General features: G+C 66.9%; 17 protein-coding genes and 1 other RNA gene. 9 read left to right on the top strand and 9 right to left on the bottom strand.

The window, feature by feature from the left end; translation table 11 throughout:
* Positions 1 to 12: 12 nt before the first annotated feature.
* Complete coding sequence (hrcA, locus tag QP552_RS08410) at positions 13 to 1,077, bottom strand: heat-inducible transcriptional repressor HrcA (RefSeq protein WP_005416180.1); 1,065 nt, start codon at positions 1,075 to 1,077, stop codon at positions 13 to 15.
* Between the two features lie 115 nt (positions 1,078 to 1,192).
* On the opposite strand from hrcA, the gene recN reads away from it, so the two are divergent.
* Positions 1,193 to 2,854 (top strand): DNA repair protein RecN, encoded by a 1,662-nt coding sequence (recN, locus tag QP552_RS08405; protein WP_286075553.1) that lies wholly within the window; start codon positions 1,193 to 1,195, stop codon positions 2,852 to 2,854.
* A gap of 125 nt (positions 2,855 to 2,979) precedes the next feature.
* Here the strand turns inward: recN and QP552_RS08400 are convergent, their stop codons facing one another.
* The gene (locus QP552_RS08400; RefSeq protein WP_286075551.1) at positions 2,980 to 3,897 is read right to left on the bottom strand and encodes a LysR family transcriptional regulator; all 918 of its coding nucleotides are present in this window, start codon (positions 3,895 to 3,897) and stop codon (positions 2,980 to 2,982) included.
* Between the two features lie 97 nt (positions 3,898 to 3,994).
* On the opposite strand from QP552_RS08400, the gene QP552_RS08395 reads away from it, so the two are divergent.
* A complete protein-coding gene (locus QP552_RS08395) occupies positions 3,995 to 5,251 on the top strand; it encodes an SGNH/GDSL hydrolase family protein (protein WP_111112057.1) in 1,257 nt (418 codons plus the stop codon).
* Between the two features lie 75 nt (positions 5,252 to 5,326).
* Here QP552_RS08395 and fur read toward each other — a convergent pair whose 3' ends face one another.
* Positions 5,327 to 5,734: a ferric iron uptake transcriptional regulator gene (fur, locus tag QP552_RS08390; RefSeq protein WP_005409235.1), complete on the bottom strand. Its 408-nt coding sequence runs from the start codon at positions 5,732 to 5,734 to the stop codon at positions 5,327 to 5,329.
* A gap of 103 nt (positions 5,735 to 5,837) precedes the next feature.
* Between fur and bamE the strand changes: the two genes are divergently transcribed.
* Positions 5,838 to 6,230: an outer membrane protein assembly factor BamE gene (bamE, locus tag QP552_RS08385; RefSeq protein ID WP_005409234.1), complete on the top strand. Its 393-nt coding sequence runs from the start codon at positions 5,838 to 5,840 to the stop codon at positions 6,228 to 6,230.
* 36 nt (positions 6,231 to 6,266) lie between these two features.
* Here the strand turns inward: bamE and QP552_RS08380 are convergent, their stop codons facing one another.
* Both QP552_RS08380 and QP552_RS08375 read right to left on the bottom strand, forming a co-directional pair.
* Positions 6,267 to 6,524 carry an RnfH family protein gene (locus QP552_RS08380; protein WP_005409233.1) on the bottom strand — a complete coding sequence of 86 codons (258 nt, stop codon included), beginning with the start codon at positions 6,522 to 6,524 and terminating at the stop codon, positions 6,267 to 6,269.
* Between the two features lie 3 nt (positions 6,525 to 6,527).
* Positions 6,528 to 6,953: a type II toxin-antitoxin system RatA family toxin gene (locus tag QP552_RS08375; RefSeq protein WP_005409232.1), complete on the bottom strand. Its 426-nt coding sequence runs from the start codon at positions 6,951 to 6,953 to the stop codon at positions 6,528 to 6,530.
* Positions 6,954 to 7,010: 57 nt separating this feature from the next.
* On the opposite strand from QP552_RS08375, the gene smpB reads away from it, so the two are divergent.
* On the top strand, positions 7,011 to 7,514 hold the full coding sequence (smpB, locus tag QP552_RS08370; protein ID WP_005409231.1) for an SsrA-binding protein SmpB: 504 nt from the start codon (positions 7,011 to 7,013) through the stop codon (positions 7,512 to 7,514).
* A gap of 160 nt (positions 7,515 to 7,674) precedes the next feature.
* Here the strand turns inward: smpB and QP552_RS08365 are convergent, their stop codons facing one another.
* Both QP552_RS08365 and QP552_RS08360 read right to left on the bottom strand, forming a co-directional pair.
* Positions 7,675 to 8,247, bottom strand: a complete 573-nt coding sequence (locus QP552_RS08365) for a hypothetical protein (RefSeq protein WP_111112055.1) — start codon at positions 8,245 to 8,247, stop codon at positions 7,675 to 7,677.
* A 168-nt stretch (positions 8,248 to 8,415) separates the two neighbouring features.
* Positions 8,416 to 9,546, bottom strand: coding sequence for a hypothetical protein (locus tag QP552_RS08360; RefSeq protein WP_286075548.1), 1,131 nt, complete (start codon positions 9,544 to 9,546; stop codon positions 8,416 to 8,418).
* 207 nt (positions 9,547 to 9,753) lie between these two features.
* Here QP552_RS08360 and ssrA point away from each other — a divergent pair.
* From ssrA to QP552_RS08345, 3 genes are all read left to right on the top strand, one after another.
* Positions 9,754 to 10,107: a transfer-messenger RNA gene (gene ssrA, locus QP552_RS08355) on the top strand.
* A complete protein-coding gene (locus QP552_RS08350) occupies positions 10,068 to 11,657 on the top strand; it encodes a hypothetical protein (protein WP_286075547.1) in 1,590 nt (529 codons plus the stop codon). The genes ssrA and QP552_RS08350 overlap by 40 nt, the downstream gene beginning before the upstream one ends.
* 80 nt (positions 11,658 to 11,737) lie before the next feature.
* Positions 11,738 to 12,220, top strand: a complete 483-nt coding sequence (locus tag QP552_RS08345) for a hypothetical protein (protein WP_111111996.1) — start codon at positions 11,738 to 11,740, stop codon at positions 12,218 to 12,220.
* Positions 12,221 to 12,234: 14 nt separating this feature from the next.
* Here QP552_RS08345 and QP552_RS08340 read toward each other — a convergent pair whose 3' ends face one another.
* Positions 12,235 to 12,696 (bottom strand): isoprenylcysteine carboxylmethyltransferase family protein, encoded by a 462-nt coding sequence (locus tag QP552_RS08340; RefSeq protein ID WP_286075546.1) that lies wholly within the window; start codon positions 12,694 to 12,696, stop codon positions 12,235 to 12,237.
* 153 nt (positions 12,697 to 12,849) lie between these two features.
* On the opposite strand from QP552_RS08340, the gene QP552_RS08335 reads away from it, so the two are divergent.
* A complete protein-coding gene (locus QP552_RS08335) occupies positions 12,850 to 14,871 on the top strand; it encodes an alpha/beta hydrolase (protein ID WP_286075545.1) in 2,022 nt (673 codons plus the stop codon).
* 98 nt (positions 14,872 to 14,969) lie between these two features.
* Here QP552_RS08335 and QP552_RS08330 read toward each other — a convergent pair whose 3' ends face one another.
* Entirely contained in the window at positions 14,970 to 15,662 is a 693-nt protein-coding gene (locus QP552_RS08330) for an alpha/beta hydrolase (RefSeq protein WP_286075544.1), read from the bottom strand.
* 98 nt (positions 15,663 to 15,760) lie between these two features.
* Between QP552_RS08330 and QP552_RS08325 the strand changes: the two genes are divergently transcribed.
* A complete protein-coding gene (locus tag QP552_RS08325; RefSeq protein WP_286075542.1) occupies positions 15,761 to 16,693 on the top strand; it encodes an AraC family transcriptional regulator in 933 nt (310 codons plus the stop codon).
* Positions 16,694 to 16,711 lie beyond the last annotated feature (18 nt).

Here is a 16,711-nt window from a genome sequence, read left to right as displayed (position 1 = left end):
GGATGCTGCGTTTCAAGCGTCGGATGTTCCCGGCGTGCGGCCGGCCGGCGAAAAGGCCGCGCCGAGCACATCGGCGGTGGCCTGGACCAGCGGGATCACACGGTCGTAGGCCATCCGCTTGGGGCCGATCACGCCCAGCACGCCCAGCACCTGGCCGTTGGCGGTGTACGGGGCGGTGACCAGCGAGACGCCCTGCAGCGGCATCATCCCGGTCTCCTCGCCGATGAAGATGCGCACGCCGGGCGCCTGGATGGTCCGCTCCAGCAGCTGCAGTATCTCGCGCTTGCTGGAGAACAGCTCGAACAGCTCGCGCAGGCGCTCCAGGTCGGACAGGTCCTGCACCCCCATCAGGCGGGTCTGGCCCGCCACCAGCATGTCGTCGGCAGCCGGCTGCAGGGCCTGCTCGGCCAGCTCGATGCTGTGCGCCAGCAGCTGCTCCAGCTCCGAGCGGGCGTCACGCAGTTCCAGCAGCAGGCGGGTGCGGATCTCGGCCATCGGCAGGCCGGCGAAATGGGCATTGAGGTAGTTGGCCACCTGCTCCAGCTGGCCCGGTGCGAACTCCTGCCGGGTCTCGATGACCCGGTTCTGCACCTCGTTGTCGGCGAACACCAGGATCGCCAGCACCCGTCGCCCGTCCAGCGCCACGAAATCGATCTGGCGGAAGGCGAACTGCTCGCGCCGCGGCGCGCTGACCACGCCGACGAAGTGGCTCATCGCCGACAGCAGCTCCGAGGCGCTGCCGAGCAGGGCCTGGGTGCTGCCGCCGCCAGCCAGCTCCTGGCGCAACCGGGCCAGCTCGCCCTCGCCCGGCGGCTGCATCTGCAGCAGGCTGTCGACGAACACCCGGTAGCCATGCGCGGTCGGAACGCGCCCGGCCGAGGTATGCGGCGAGGCCAGCAGGCCCAGGTCCTCAAGGTCGCCGAGGATGTTGCGGATGGTGGCCGGGCTGACCTCCAGGCCGGCCACGCGCGCCAGCGTCTGCGAGCCGACCGGCTCACCGTCCTGGATGTAACGCGCGATCAGCGTGCGCAGCAGATGGCGCGCACGCGGGGCAAGCTGGTCGGGAGAACCGTGCATGGAATCAACCTGTGAGACACGGACACTAGATAATGGCGGCGCATCACCTTGGCAAGTCATTGGACCTCCCTCGCCCGCGTGCTAGCGTTGCGCGGCTGCTGATACCCCCTTACCCATGCTCAGACATCTTTCGATCAAGGATTTCGCCGTCGTCCGCGCCACCGAACTGGAGTTCGGGCCAGGCATGACCGTGGTTTCAGGCGAGACCGGCGCCGGCAAGTCGCTGATGGTCGACGCGCTGGGCTTCCTGTCCGGCCTGCGCGCCGACAGCGGCGTGGTCCGCCATGGCGCCGCCCGCGCCGAGCTTTCGGCCGAGTTCGCGCTGGAGCAGCTGCAGGCCGCGCGCCAGTGGCTGGCCGACAACGAGCTGGACGATGAGGAACAGTGCCAGCTGCGCCGGGTGATCCGCGCCGATGGCGGTTCGCGGGCCTGGATCAATGGCCGCCCGGTGACCCTGGCGCAGCTGGGCGACCTGGCCTCGCTGCTGGTGGAGATCCACGGGCAGCACGAACAGCAGGCCCTGCTGACGCGCCCGTCGCAGCTGGCCTTGCTCGATGCCTATGCACGCAACGAAAACGAACGCCGCCAGGTGCGCCGCGCCGCCGCGGCCTGGCAGGCACTGGTCGATGAATCGCTGGCGCTGTCGCAACAGGGCGACGTCAGTGACCGGATCGGCTTCCTGGAGCACCAGCTGCGCGAGCTCGACCGTGAAGACCTGGAGCCGGAGTCGATTGCCGCACTCGGCGCCAGCCACCGCCGCCAGGCCCACGCCAGCGCCCTGCTGAGCGCCTGCCAGGCGGCCAGCAACCAGCTCAACGGCGACGACGGCAGTTCCGCACTGGACCTGCTGCAGCAGGTGCGCCACGAGCTGTCACGCCTGATCGAACACGACCCGCGCCTGGGCGAGGTGGATGGCCTGATCGAGAATGCCTCGATCCAGCTGCACGAAGCCCTGTCGCTGCTGGACCGGGTGCATGACGACCTCGACGCCGACCCGGAGCAGTTCGAAGAGAACGAGCGCCGTCTCGGTCGCCTGCACGACCTGGCCCGCAAGCACCGCGTGCCGATGGATGAGCTGGGCGCGCAGCGCGAGCGCATGCATGCCGAAGTGGAACAGCTGCGCGGTGCCGACGAGCGCCTGCAGCGCCTGGCCGGCGAGATCGACAAGGCCGCTGCCGCCTGGCGCGTGCAGGCCGAGGTGCTCACCGCCAGCCGCCGCAATGCCGCCGCCGAGCTGTCGGCTACCACCACCGGCATCATCGCCGAGCTCGGCATGGGCGGTGGCCAGTTCCTGATCGAGCTGGAGCCGCAGGACGCCGGCAAGCCCGATCCGCAGGGTGCCGAGCGCGTGGAATTCCTGGTCGCGGCCAATGCCGGCCAACCGCCGCGCGCCCTGCGCAAGGTCGCCTCGGGCGGTGAACTGTCACGTATCTCGCTGGCCATCGAAGTCGCCGCGCTGGACCTGGATGCGGTGCCGACCATGGTGTTCGACGAGGTCGACTCCGGCATCGGTGGCGCTGTGGCCGACATCGTCGGCCAGAAGCTGCGCGCGCTCGGCGAGAAGCGCCAGGTGCTGTGCGTGACCCACCTGCCGCAGGTTGCCTCCAAGGGCCACGCGCATTACCGGGTCAGCAAGGCGCCGGTGGAAGGCATGACCCAGAGCGCCGTGGAGAAGCTGGACAGCAAGGCGCGCGAGGAAGAGCTGGCGCGCATGCTCGGCGGCGTGGAAGTGAGCAAGGAGGCGCGCGCCGCTGCGCGCAAGCTGCTGCAGGTCTGAGGCCTGCTCGCGGTTATCCACGCATGGCGTGGATCTACAACCCACCCGCACGGTAGTGCCGGCCGCTGGCCGGCAACCCAACACCGGTGGACGATGAGCGTGAGGTTGCCGGCCAGCGGCCGGCACTACCGCCGTGGCTGCGCTAGGTCGACGTTCTCCACCAGGAAATCAAGAAACGCGCGCACCCGCAGCGGCAGGTAGCCGCCCTGCCCCAGGAACACCGCGTGCACCTCTTCCAGGTCACCGGGATTGGCTTCCTCCAGCACCGGCAGCAGGCGTCCGGCAGCGATGTCGGCCTGCACCTGGAACGCTGCCAGCCGTGCCATGCCCAGCCCACCCAGCACCAGCTGGCGCAGTGCATCGCCGTTGCTGGCACGGGCATTGCCGCTGGGCAGCAGCATCCGCTCGCGCCCGTCCTGAAGCAGCGGCCAGCCCTGCATCGCCCGCGCATGGCCGATGTCCAGCCGATTGTGCGACTGCAGCGCCTCGACGTCGGCCGGCAGGCCGTGGCGCTGCGCATAGGCCGGCGCGGCCACGATCATCATCCGCGTCGCGCCCAGCCGCCGCGCGACCAGGCTGGAGCTCTTCAGCGGACCGGCCCGCACCGCCACATCGGTGCGCTGCTCCAGCAGATCGATCACCTCGTCGTTGAGGGTCAGGTCCACGCCTACCTGCGGGTTGCGCTGCAGGAACGCCGGCAGCAGCGGCAACAGGAAATGCTGGCCGAACGGCACGTTGGAATTGACCCGCAGGCGTCCACGCGGCTCGGCGTGCGCACTGGCACAGCGCTCGGCCTCGTCGAGGTCGGCCAGCACGCGCAGGCCGCGCTCGTAGAACGCGCAGCCCTCGGGAGTCAGCTGCAGCTGGCGGGTGGAACGCTGCAGCAGGCGGGTCCCCAGCCGCTGTTCCAGTCTCGCCACCAGCTTGCTGACCGCCGACGGGGTCATCTCCAACGTTCGGGCGGCCGCGGAAAAACCCCCGGTCTCGATCACCCGCACGAACACTTCCAGTTCGCCGGATCGGTTGATGTCGGAGCGCGCCATGGCAATGAATCCAGTTCACAGATGATTGTCCATGCGCAGTCTAGTTCACAGATGTGTGCGGAATCACCATGGCCTTCCCTCCACCCGGGATTGCCCGATGAACCGCTTCAGCCAGCTCGTAGCCACCGCATTGATCGGCCTGTCCGGCGCCGCCAGCGCCGCCCCTGCCCCGCACTGGGTGGCCAGCTGGCAGGCCAGCCCGCAACCGGTCTGGGGAGCGGACTTCCTGTTCCCGTCACTGATACCGGCGTCGCTGCACGACCAGACCTTCCGCCAGACCGCGCGCATCAGCCTGGGCGGCCCGCGCCTACGGGTGCGGCTGAGCAATGCCTATGGCACCCAGCCGCTGCGGATCGGCGGTGCCAGCGTCGCGCCGCAGGCCGGTGCGACGCCGCATCAGCTCCGCTTCGATGGCCGGCCCGAGGTGCTGATCGGCCCCGGCCAGGAACGGCTGAGCGATCCGCTGTCGCTGGCGGTGCAGGACCGTCAAGCGCTGCAGGTCAGCGTCTTTGTGCCGGAGTCGACGCCGTTGCAGACCTTCCACTGGGACGGCCGCCAGACCAGCTGGATCGCCCCCGGCGACCAGAGCCTGGCGCGCGAGCTGGACCAGGCCAGCGCCACCACGGCCCGCCTGTTCCTGACCGGCATCGAGGTCGAGGCCCCGGCCAGCGCACGCAGCGTGGTGGTGATCGGCGATTCGATCACCGACGGCGCCACCGCCAGCCTCGACCGGGACCAGCGCTGGACCGACCACCTGGCCGCACGCCTGGCTGCGCAGCGGGTGGCGGTGGTCAATGCCGGCATCTCCGGCGGCCGGCTGCTGCGCGACGGCATGGGCGAAGCCGCGCTGGCCCGTTTCCAGCGCGATGTGCTGGATCAGCCCGGCCTGGCCAGCGTGATCGTGCTGATCGGCATCAACGACATCAGCTGGCCCGGCACCGCCTTCGCGCGCACGCAGGCGCGGCCCACGCTTGCCGAACTGCAGGCGGGCTACTGCGCTCTGGCCGGACAGGCCCATCGCCGTGGCGTTCGGATCGTGGGCGCGACCCTGCCACCGTTCGCCGGCGCCCTGCCCGGTACGCCGCTGGACGACTACTACCAGCCGGACAAGGACGCCCTGCGCAGCCAGCTCAATGCGTGGCTGCGCACCGACGGCCCGTTCGACGCAGTGATCGACCTGGACGCGGCGCTGCGCGACCCGGCCGATCCGTCGCGGATGGCCGCCGCCTATGACTCCGGCGACCACCTGCACCCGGGTGATGCGGGCAACCGGGCGATGGCCGAGGCGGTGGATCTGGACGCGCTGCTTGGAGGTCAGGGGTCAGAGCCCTTTTCCCATGGAAAAGGGCTCTGACCCCAGCATCAGGCCCACCAACGAAAAACCCCGGGCAGGCCCGGGGTTTCGTCGCATATGGCTGGCCGGATCGGCTTACTTGCGCTTCTTGCGCACGTACAGCACCAGCGAGTGCTCTTCCAGCTCGTAGCCGTGGTCGGCTGCGATCTTGCGCTGCAGCTCCTCGATCTCGTGGCTTTCGAACTCGATGATCTTGCCGCTGTCCACATCGACCATATGGTCGTGGTGGCCGCCACGGTCCAGCTCGTAGACGGCCTGGCCGCCTTCGAAATTGTGCTTGAGCACGAGGCCGGCGGCCTCGAACTGGGTCAGCACCCGGTAGACCGTAGCCAGGCCGATCTCATCGCCATGCTCCAGCAGCTGGCGGTAGATGTCTTCGGCGGTCATGTGGTGCTGGGCATTGCGCTGTTCGAGCAGCGCCAGGATCCGCATCCGTGGATGGGTCACCTTCAGGCCGACTTTTCGCAGGTCGTGGGTTTCCATAGGTCTCCGTTCATTGGCGATTTAGCGCCAGCTGCCTCGGATTGGGTCGCGGTGGCACGCCGGGAGTGTATCATCGGTTTGATTTCCCCAACCGCCAGTCCCGATGCGCAATCTCCTGTTGGTCGCCGCCGTCGCCCTGTCCACCACCGGGTGCGGCATCATCTACAAGCAACCCATCTATCAGGGCAACCTGATCCGGGAAGATGCCGTGGCCAAGCTGCAGGTCGGGCAGAGCAAGCAGCAGGTCACCGCGCTGCTGGGCACCCCGTCCATTCCCGATCCGTTCCACGCCCAGCGCTGGGACTACACCTCCAGCCAGCGCGTGAACCGCCTGGGCCGTACCGAAGTGAAGAACTTCGTGGTGTTCTTCGAGAATGACACCGTGACCCGTTGGGAAGGCGACTACTTCCCGGGCAACGACAAGGCCCTGGCCCAGCAGACCGTGCGCCAGTTCGGCCGCAACCTGCCGAAGGACAAGAAGAAGAAGGGCCGCTGAGGCCCCCTGCCCGTCCCCACGGACGGGTTGCGGGCATCAACCGCCGAGCGCGCGTCGCCGGCGGTTGTCCTTGGGGTCGGCCAGCAACGGGCGTAGCAGCTCGATGCGGTCACCCTCCAGCAACACCTGCTGCGGGCGCGCCAGTACGCCATGCACGGCCACGGCCGGGCATCGGTCACTGCCTTCCAGCGCGGCGGCGGCAATGGCATCGGCCACGGTCGCGCCCTCGTCCAGCTGCAGCCGGCGCGACAGCACCTGCTGCGGCCAGGCCAGCACCACCTCGACCTCGATCATCGCTCAGGCCTCGTCGGCAACGCGGACGAAATCATTGACCATCCGATCGGCCAGACCCTGGAAGCCGATCGCCAGGGCCGGTCCCAGCAGGCGCGAGCTGGGCTCGAATTCCAGGGTCAGGGTGACCTTGCAGGCATCCTCGGCCAGCGCATGGAATTCCCAGCGGCCGTGCAACTGCTTGAACGGGCCATCGCGCAGCTGCATGTCGATGCTGTGCGGGCGTTGCAGGGTGTTTTCGGTCTGGAACCAGGTGCTGAACGAACCCAGGCCCAGGTCCAGGCGCGCCACCAGCCGGTCCTCGCCCTGCTCCAGGATCTGGGCAGCCGAGCACCAGCGGAAGCGGCGCGGATAGGCCTGGACATCGTTGACCAGGTCGAACATGCGCGCGGACGAATGCTCGACCAGGGCGCTGCGGCGGATAGTAGGCATGAATACAGGACGTTTCGGCAATCGACCGGGCGGGCCCGAATCGGAGACAATACGGAAATGAGCAAGAACAGCGGCAAGGATAAAGCAAAGAGCGCGACGGCCAACAAGACCATCGCGTTGAACAAGCGTGCCCGCCACGAGTACCACATCGAAGAACGCTTCGAGGCCGGCCTGGCGCTGCAGGGCTGGGAGGTGAAGTCGATCCGCGCTGGCCGCGGCAACATCATCGATGCCTACGCCTACGTGAAGCACGGCGAGATCTTCCTGATCGGCGCCCAGATCACCCCGTTGATCCAGGCCTCCACCCACGTGGTCGCCAACGACCGGCGCGAGCGCAAGCTGCTGCTGCACCGGAGCGAGATCGACAAGCTGGTCGGCAAGGTCGAGCGTGATGGCTACACGATCGTGCCCACCGCGATGTACTGGAGCAAGAACAAGATCAAGCTCGAAGTCGCGCTGGCCAAGGGCAAGCAGACCCACGACAAGCGCGATGCCGCCAAGGACCGCGACTGGGCGATCGAGAAGCAGCGCGTGATGCGTCGCGGCAACCGCGACGCGTAAGGCCGCTGCGCATCACCCTGTAAAGCCGAGCGATGCTCGGCTGCCTTGGTCTTCTGTAGAGCCGAGCCATGCTCGGCTGCCTTGGCTTTCTGTAGAGCCGAGCCATGCTCGGCTTCGGCGAAGAAGCAGTCGAGCATGGCTCGACTCTACAAAAGGCGGATCACCCCGCCAGCACGCCCTGCCCGCGCATGCGCGGCGCCAGCGCCGCGTGCATCACCGCCAGGTGCATCACCACCGCCAGTTCCGGCGCGTAGCGATCATCCCCCTCCCGCCACTGCTGGGCCAGCTGCGCGGCATCATCCGGCAGCAACGACAGCAGCTGGGCATCATCCAGCGCATCGGCCGCGCCCTGCAGCTGGCGCGCCATCTGCCGCGACTGCCACACGTGCACGCCAATGCTGAGACTGGCCAGCGACATCAGGACCACGGCCAGCCCGTGCTCGAACCACTGCGACAGCACTTCCGGCCCCCACAGCAGGGCCGCCAGTACGGCCAGGCCCGGCAAGCGCCAACCCAGCCAATGGATGCGACCGCGCTGCGACCAGTGCACCACCACCGCGCTGGCGATCAGCGCGGCCGCAGCCGTGGCCGGCAGCTCGGTCAGCCAGGTGGCCGCCAGCAGCACCGCCAGCACCGCCCAGACCCAGCCCGGCGGCAACGCGCGCCGCTGGTAGTCGGCACCGACCGGCCCGATCAGCTGTCGCAGGCTGCGTTGTTGGCTTGCATCGGTCACCCACCGTCTCCGTGTCTGTCCTGGCTTGGATGGTCGTCGCCAGTGTGTCGCAAATTCGTGCCAATGACGTTACCAATCCGCTATGACGGCGGCTCTACAACTTCTTGCGGATTGCCAGAATGCGCTGGCAGGCGCCAACCCTGCGGACCGGATACCCCGGCATGCCGATCAACGCCGCTCGTCTTCTGGAGCGCTGCAGGCAGACGCCGCAGCTCGCAGCAAGGGGCCCACCTCCAGGCGTGGCGCAGGGCCGCCGGCCGGGAAGGCCAATGCAAGCGCCTTCGCCGCACGGTCGGCCTGCGGCTGCACGTACCAGGCGCTCTCCGCTGGCAGCGCCTCGCCCCGCACCTGCTGCTCGAAACGGTACTGGCCCCAGTAGATCGCCAGCGGCTCTTCCAGTGCATTGAGGGGGTTGGGCAGCGCCAGGGCCTGCGGGCACAACGCGGCGAAGGACTCGGCCAGGATCCGCCGCTGCGGCGCCGGCTGTCCCGCCGAAAGGAAGTGACTGAACTCGTGCATCACGATCGGCGCCCAATCGTCGTCGGTCTCGAACGTCGAGAACAGCAGGATGTAGCCCCCGCGCAGCTTGGCCTGGGTTCGTTCCGCCTCGGGCCACCATACGAAGCGCACCTGGAAGACGGGCGAATCGTCCACGTTGAAGAACGTCTTCATCTGCTGGGCCAGCGCCAGCACCGCAGGCGCGGTCAATTGCCGGGCAAGCGACGCCCGCTGCGCAGCAAACGGCGCATGGGCCGCCAGCAGCTGTTCGGCATGTGGCGCGAAGTGCGCATAGTAGCGGCGCAGCAGCAGCTGATCCTCCCTGTCCTGCCCCGCGATGGCGGCGTCAACAGCTGCGATGAAGGACGGCGCGGCCAGGAAATGCCTCGCGTAGGGATCGCCGGTGCGGGTGTCAGCACCCGCGAACAGGCGATCAGCTGGCGCCGACGGTTCCGAACCGCTTCGAGCAAGCGGTGACGTGCGCTGCCGGAAAGCCGCGTAGCCGGCCAGCAGCGCCCTGTCCTGATCGCTCAGGCCAAAGCGGCGTTGCCACGCTTCCTGATACACCGGCGAGGTGTATCCAGGCAGCCAGTCCGGCAGGTTGTCCAGCAGATTGAACAGATCCAGCGCCCGGCTGTAGCGGACCTCCACCGAATAGGGAGGCTCCGCCGCCTGGAGCGTGCAGAACGGCATCGCCATCAGGACGGCGAGTACAGCGGCAGCACCACGGAATCGCAGAATGCGGGAGCTGGAGGGCATGGCCGGGGCCGTCCGCGGAAGGGTGTTGACCGATTCGAGCACGCCGCTGCTTTGACCACAACGTGCCAAGCGGCATGGGCGGAGCCGGCGACGGGCGGATGGCCCCTCCTCCGGCTCCATCGTGTATTTCCAGGTTCCGACTCCCGTGCGTGACTGTTCAGCCGTATTGCCGTAACATTCGCGGCGTTGGGCAGGCCCTGCCCGTGGCGACACGGAATCGGCCCTGTACCTTGCAGCACTGTAGAAACCGGGGGTGCATTGGTTTCGACGGGGGTTGTGAAGTCGCCTGGCGCATGCCGAGGGGGTAGCTTTCCTCGTAAATCCAGCTGCAAAACTCTAGTTGCCAACGACGACAACTACGCTCTGGCCGCTTAAGGCCTAAGCCTCGAAACCGCTTGTGTCCATGCTCGCGGTGTAGAGTCACTATCATGGAATCGCGCTGGGTGGCTGCCTGTCAGTCCGGCACTAGAACACAACAGGCTGGTTCCCGGATGCGCTTTGCACGCCGTGCTGTTCGGGGACGAGATCTAACGGCGAGCTAAGCATGTAGTGCTGGGGATGGAGTGCCTTCGGACGGCGGTTCAATTCCGCCCACCTCCACCATCTGTATGGCCTGTCGAGGCCGCAAGAAGCCGGATCTCCCGTCAATGGAGTTCCGGCTTTTTTGTTTCCCGAAGATGGCGCCCCCGCCTGCTGATCCGCCCCCCAATGCCACCCGCATCGGGAGCCAGTCACAGAAGCTGAGATCCGGATCCAGTAGAGTCCATGCGTCACACGACGTGACCCGAAACCTGAAAGGACATCAGATGAAGCGCATCACACTGTTTGTGGGCTTGGCCGTGGCGTTGGCACTGGGGCAGGCTTCCGCTGCCACGCCAGGCTCCCGCTATCTGCAGCTGGCCGCTGACCAGCGCGTACAACCCGGCACGGCAACCCTGCTTTCGAGCACCATCGATCTGAGCGCCCCCGGTTGGGTGTATGTGCAGTCGGATGGACGGTACTTCCCTGGCGGCAGCTCGGCTGCCAATGCCTACATCACCATCAACGGTGAGGTGGTCTCCAACGACAGCTACATCGACTGGCGGCAGTCAACGTCGGCCCAACAGCACTCCTTCAATGTCATCGGTGCCAAGTACCTGCCTGCCGGACGCCATACGGTCAACCTGGCCGGGCAGGCCATCGGTTCGGCCGTCAATTTCGGCTCCGCCAGCAACCTCTCCGTGCTCATCACCTCTGCGGGCGCGGTTACCAACAGCGGCCTTGCGAGTGACACTGCACAGCTGGACTTCAATACGGTCGGCAGCCCTGAAGGAATGGCGTTGCAGGCCAAGGACCGCAAGCTGCTGATGACTGCCCAGGCCGGCAATCCCGGTGGCCCCATCGTGGCCATGGCTTCCGGCCGCGCGTTCGCGTGGGGCAACTACGGCGATGGCATGATGGGAATTTTCCTGAACGAGCAGGAGCCAGGCATCGAATCGATGACCTGGTCGATCAATGACATCTTCAGTGGCGCAGAAACGCAGGCTCCCTTCTATTCGCAGGGCCTGTTCGTCAGTCCGCCGGCTTACAGCACTGTCAGCTTCGTCGCGTCCGAATCGCCGTACTACCAACCGCAGGACGCCAACACCAACAACGTAAAGTACAAGTTCGGCGCCAACTCCCGACTGGTGACGCTGTCCAACGGCTTTGGCGTAGTCGGAAAGGGGTTGAATCCTGGATTCAACTACGCCGCCGCAGGCCCCTACCGCCGATTCGCCTATGTCTGCGTCGGGACCAATGGCTTCGCGCCGGGCTGTCCGTCGGTGGGCTCGCAGGTGGTCATTGGCGAGGGCCAGGTCTGCATTCCGCAGGGGCACAACGGCGTGGTGCTTTTCTCTACGAAGTCCCGCGTGCAGGGTGACCCGAACGACGGTGGCGGAAGCGTGTTCCTGTTCCTGAAGATCGATGGCCAGCAGGTGGGCAGCCTCGGCACCCAGCAGTTGGGCTCCAAGCCGGACTCGGTCAGCACCCGCACCATCTCCGCCAGCTACCTGAGCGCGGGATCATCCGCGCTGGGGACGGGCTGCCACACCGTGCAGGCCGTGGCCCAGGTATTGGGAGATTTCCGCCACATGTCGCTCAATGCCGACATGCCACTGGTCTGGTTCGACTGACCCATCGCGTCGAATGTGGCCGGTGGCCGGGGCTGTTCGCCCCGCCACCGGCTATCCCGCAACACGTTGAAGGACCTGCCATGAAAGCCCCCCTCGCCCTCACCCTGCTCTTCGCCGCATTCGCCGCAACTTCGGCCACGCACGCCGCCGCACCAGCCATTGCGCCACCTGGCACCGCCACGCTGGAAGCCATGCTGGCCTGCAAGGCCGGCTCGAACTTCAGCGAGGCCGACGCCATCGATGCACTGCAGGCCGCCGGCCTGGCCAGGAAACCAGGTGGCACTTTCGAGCCGGAGGACAAGCCGGTTGCCCTGTTCGGCGGTACCGTCACCAGCGCGGATGTGAACGTGGCCGAAGGCGAGAAGAGCCTCTTCGTCTACTTGAACGGCGTTGATTCCAAGCGTCTGGCCAAGGCATGGTCAGTGACCACGGTCAACGAGCACGCCAACACGGAGGAGCCTTCATACGTGAAGGCCATCGACAAGCGACACACCCTGCACGTGATCGCAGGCGACGACTACGAAGGCTATTCCGCAGCCGTGAAGTGCCAGATCACCCGGTAACGGCATCACCTGCGCTACAACCAACGCCGCACACGTTGGCGGAACAACGGATACACCTCGGGGAAGCGGGCCAGCAACGCCCGCTCTTCCGGCATGATCTGCAGCCAGGTGATGTACAGCACGAACAACGGCACCGCCAGCAACGTGATCGTGTTCTGCAGGTACAACATCGCACCGGTCAGGATCGTTGCCTGGCCCAGATACATCGGATTGCGCGTGTAGCGGTACACGCCGTGCATGACCAGCGCGCTCGATGCCGAAGGGCGCATCGGATTGGCCGTGGTGCGCGCCCTCTGGAACGCGAGCTTCGGCAGCAGGTTCAGCGCCACACCGATCGCCATCACCCCGCCTGCCATCAGCGCTGGCATCGGAAGGGGCAACACCGCATCCGGCCACAGCCGGCTACCCAGCCAGCCGATTCCCGCGCACAGCAGCATCACCAGCGGCGGCGGGATCCGGGTCTCAAGCCACGTCATCGCAGTCCCTGCATCGCTCCATTCACCCCAGTGTCACACGAACCTGCCTGAATCGCTTGCACGGCAGCGGCTCAGGGGCCCAAACCGACCGCCCGGTATCTTCCGCTTTGACATGCCGACCGCTAGAGTGGCGCGACCGCGCAGGAGGATCGTATGGCTACCACGGGCTTGGGCTTCATCGGCCGCACGACCCTCATCATCACCGTGCTGCTCACCCTGGGTGGCTGCGCGACATTGCGCCAGTTCGGCCCCTCGGTGCAGGTGGCTTCGGTCACGCCCGGCCAGTACATCGCGCTCAAGCGCGGCGACATCCTCACCACCGGCAAGCTCAGCTCGGCGACGATGGAAACGCTGCGCGTGGCCGGCCTGGATGAAGGCGTCTGCGCCAAGCCGGGCCTGCCCTGCATCGAAGCGATGGAAGGCAGCATCGTGGTGCGCGAGGAGGACAAGCGTTCGAGCCTGGCCGAGTTGTGGCTGCAGTATGCGATGACCCTGCCCGCGCCGAAGCGCGAGTATTCCACCTCCGGCCGTGCCAAGAGCGCGATCACCGAGCTGGATGCCGATTTCCAACCGCGCCTGGACGCGTGGATGCAGGTCGCGCGCCAGGCCTACGCCTATCTGTTCTTCACCGAGCGCACCGCCAACCAGCGCGGCTTCGAAGACCGCCAGACCCAGGTGCGCGACTACTACAACCTGGCCGTGCAGGAAGCCTCGGTACAGCTGTACAACGCCTACGCCACCGGCCGCGTGCACAGCGAAGCCAGCCACTTCCAGCTGGGCCGATGGACCTTTGTGCTGGCCCCGTCCGGCGAACCCTCGCCCCTGGATACGCGCACCCCCAGCGAACTGGTGCCCGCCGCATCGCTGTCGTTCACCGGCACGCTGCGCAGCGTGCATCGCCGCGATGGCTTCGGTGCCGAACTGGTGGCGGTGATGGATGATCCCGCAGCCGCCACGACCACCACGCCGCCGGCAGCGACGCCTGCGACGCAGGCCAGCGCTCCGGCCACGCAGAGCTGGAGCGAGATGCCGTCGCCGTCGATGACGGTGCTGCTGCGCTTCTCGGGAAAGAACCTGTGGGAAGTGCTGCACGACGACGAGCCGGAACTGGAGATCCACGATCCCTACCAGGTCACGGAAGTCACCCTGCATGGACAGGAAGTGCCACTGGCCGCGAACTTCACCGCTGGCTACGCGCTGTGGCTGGCGCGTTCCAACTTCAGCCACCAGTCGCTGCGCTCGTTGTTCGGCGGCAAGGGCGGCATCGACACGCCGCATCTGTACATGATGCAGCCTTACGATCCCAACCGCCGCGTGCTGCTGATGATCCATGGCCTGGCCAGCAGCCCGGAAGCCTGGGTCAACGTTGCCAACGAGCTGATGCGTGACGACGAGATCCGCCAGGATTTCCAGATCTGGCAGTTCTATTACCCGACCAACATGCCCATCGCGATGAGCCACGATGCAATGCGCCATACGCTGGCCGATGTGTTCAAGCACTTCGATCCCGGCGGCAAGGCGCAGGCCTCGCACGACATGGTGCTGGTCGGGCACAGCATGGGCGGCGTGATCGCGCGGCTGATGATCTCCTCTTCCGGCGATCATCTGGTGGACACGCTGCTGGCAACCGCGCAGATGACACCCGCACAGCAGGAACTCCTGCGCACCAAGGGCGCACCGGTGCTGACCTTCCTGCCGGAACCGGAAGTGTCGCGCGTGGTGTTCATCGCCACGCCGCACCGCGGCACCGACGTGGCCGGCACCCGCCTGGGCCGCTGGATCGGACGCCTGGTGCGATTGCCGCTGACCGTGCTGGAAGACGTGGCCACCATTGCCAACGATGGTCAGATCGACCGCAATGACGGCAAGCACGGCTACCAAATGAACAGCATCCAGAACCTGGACAAGGATGATCCCTTCGTCCGCGCGGTGGCCGACCTGCCGATGTCGCCGAAGGTGCACTACCACTCGATCATCGCGCGCGCCAAGGCCGATGGCCCGCTGGAAAAGACCGACGACGGACTGGTGCCGTACTGGAGCTCGCACCTGCCGCACGCGGACTCGGAGAAGGTGATCGTGTCCGGCCACAGCGTGCAGGAAGCCACGCCTGCCATCGTCGAGCTGCGGCGGATCCTGCATGAGGACATGCAGGAGCACGACCGCCAGAACAGGTAGCCCACATCATCACGGCCGCTGGCTGTCCCGCGCGGCCGCATCACAGCGGCGGTGCCCGGTCTTGCCGGAACACCGCCACTGCGGCAGGCGCGAACTGCTCAGCCTTCTCCGCCGGCTGCAGCTTCGGTGACCAGATCTGCCACTGCTACCGGCTGCGATGCCAGCGACGCGTGGCTGGCATCCAGCGTGACGGTGGCACGCGGCTGCATGCGCGCCGCCATGCGCCGCTGGTTGTCGGGATGGATCATGTGATCGGCGCTGGAGACCTGGTACCAGCTCGGCTTGTGCCGCCACGCCGGATCGCTGATGGCATCGCCGAACGTGCTCGCCAGAGGTGCCTTCTGCGTGACCGCCATTACCCGCGCCTCGTCGGCCGGCAGGTCCTGGCAGAAGCTTTCGTGGAACCTGCCCGGCTGCAGCCACAGGTAACCGTCGCTGTCCGGGGCCAGGTTGGCCGCCGCCTCGGGCAACTGCTGCTGGGTAATGCCGCCGGGGCTCTCGCCCGCATCCGGCGCAAACGCGGCGATGAAGACCAGCCCCATCACGTTGGGTTCGTTTCCGGCCTCGGTGATCACGGCTCCACCATAGGAATGGCCGACCAGCAGCACCGGCCCCTGGACCTGGCGGATCATGCGGCGGGTGCGTTCCGCGTCGTCGGCCAGCGACGTCAAGGGCAGTTCCACGGCATGCAGGTCGTGGAAGCCTCGGCGATCGAGCTCCAGGATCACCTTGGCCCAATGCGCGGCACCGCCCCAGAAACCATGAACCAGAATGATGCTTGGCTTGCTCATCTTGCAGGACTCCTCACTTGGATGGGATGGTTGGCTGGCAGCAGCCCGCGCTGCCTGAAGCCACCCGGCCAGACTACGGATCGCACCCGCCAGCAGCGATGCACGGACTCCTGAAAACCATGCCAAGGCTCCACAACACCGAATCGCTCCAGGCTGGATCCGACGCACTGTTTGCGATCTTCCAGTCGTCGCGCATGCAGGGCGGCGACATCAGCCGCCACGTCATGCAGCCCGGCGGATCACTCACCGTTGCCGAAGGCCAGGGGTGCTTCCATTTCATCGAGCACGGCACGGCGCGGCTGCATGCAGATTCCGCCGTCGTGCCGCTGCAGACGGGCGAGCTGCTGTTGATGCCGCATGGCCGGACGCATCGCATCGACTGCGCCGCCGACGCGCAGGGCCCGGCCCATCTGACCACCGCATCGTTCGGGTTCGATGGCCCCGGCAGCCGTCTGCTGCTCGATGCCCTGCCCGGTTGGTTGCATGTCCCAGGGGTGGACCGGATGCCAAGCGGATTTCCCGCCAAATCGGCCGACTGGATGGCGGTAACCCTGGCCGCGATCCAGGCTGAAGCATCCCGGCCTACGCTGGGCAGCGGCTTGATGCTGTCACGCCTGCTCGACCTGTTGTTTGTCTGGACCCTGCGCTACTGGCTCGGAACGTCCGGTCCGCACAACTGCCAGCGTCTGCACGCCTTGGCCGACCCACTGATCGGGCGAGCATTGGCGTTGATGCAGGCCCGGCCCGCACACGCATGGACCGTCGAGTCACTCGCAGCGTGCCTGAATCAGTCCCGCTCCAATTTCGCGCAGCGATTCAGCCTCGCCACCGGCATGTCACCGATGCGCTATCTGGCTGAGTCGCGACTGCAGCTGGCCGCGCAGATGCTGCGCAGTGGCAACCGACGGGTGTCGCAGATTGCCGGAGACGTCGGGTATCTGTCCGAACCCGCATTCAGTCGTGCGTTCCGCCGCGCGTTCGGCATGAGCCCGAATGCCTGGCGCCAACAGGCGCCGGCGACATCCGACTGAGGGAAATCCCTCATCGCG

The organism is Stenotrophomonas sp. 59 (assembly GCF_030291095.1).
In the GTDB taxonomy this organism is placed as follows: domain Bacteria; phylum Pseudomonadota; class Gammaproteobacteria; order Xanthomonadales; family Xanthomonadaceae; genus Stenotrophomonas; species Stenotrophomonas maltophilia_Q.
This window is presented reverse-complemented; position numbering and strand designations above follow the sequence as displayed.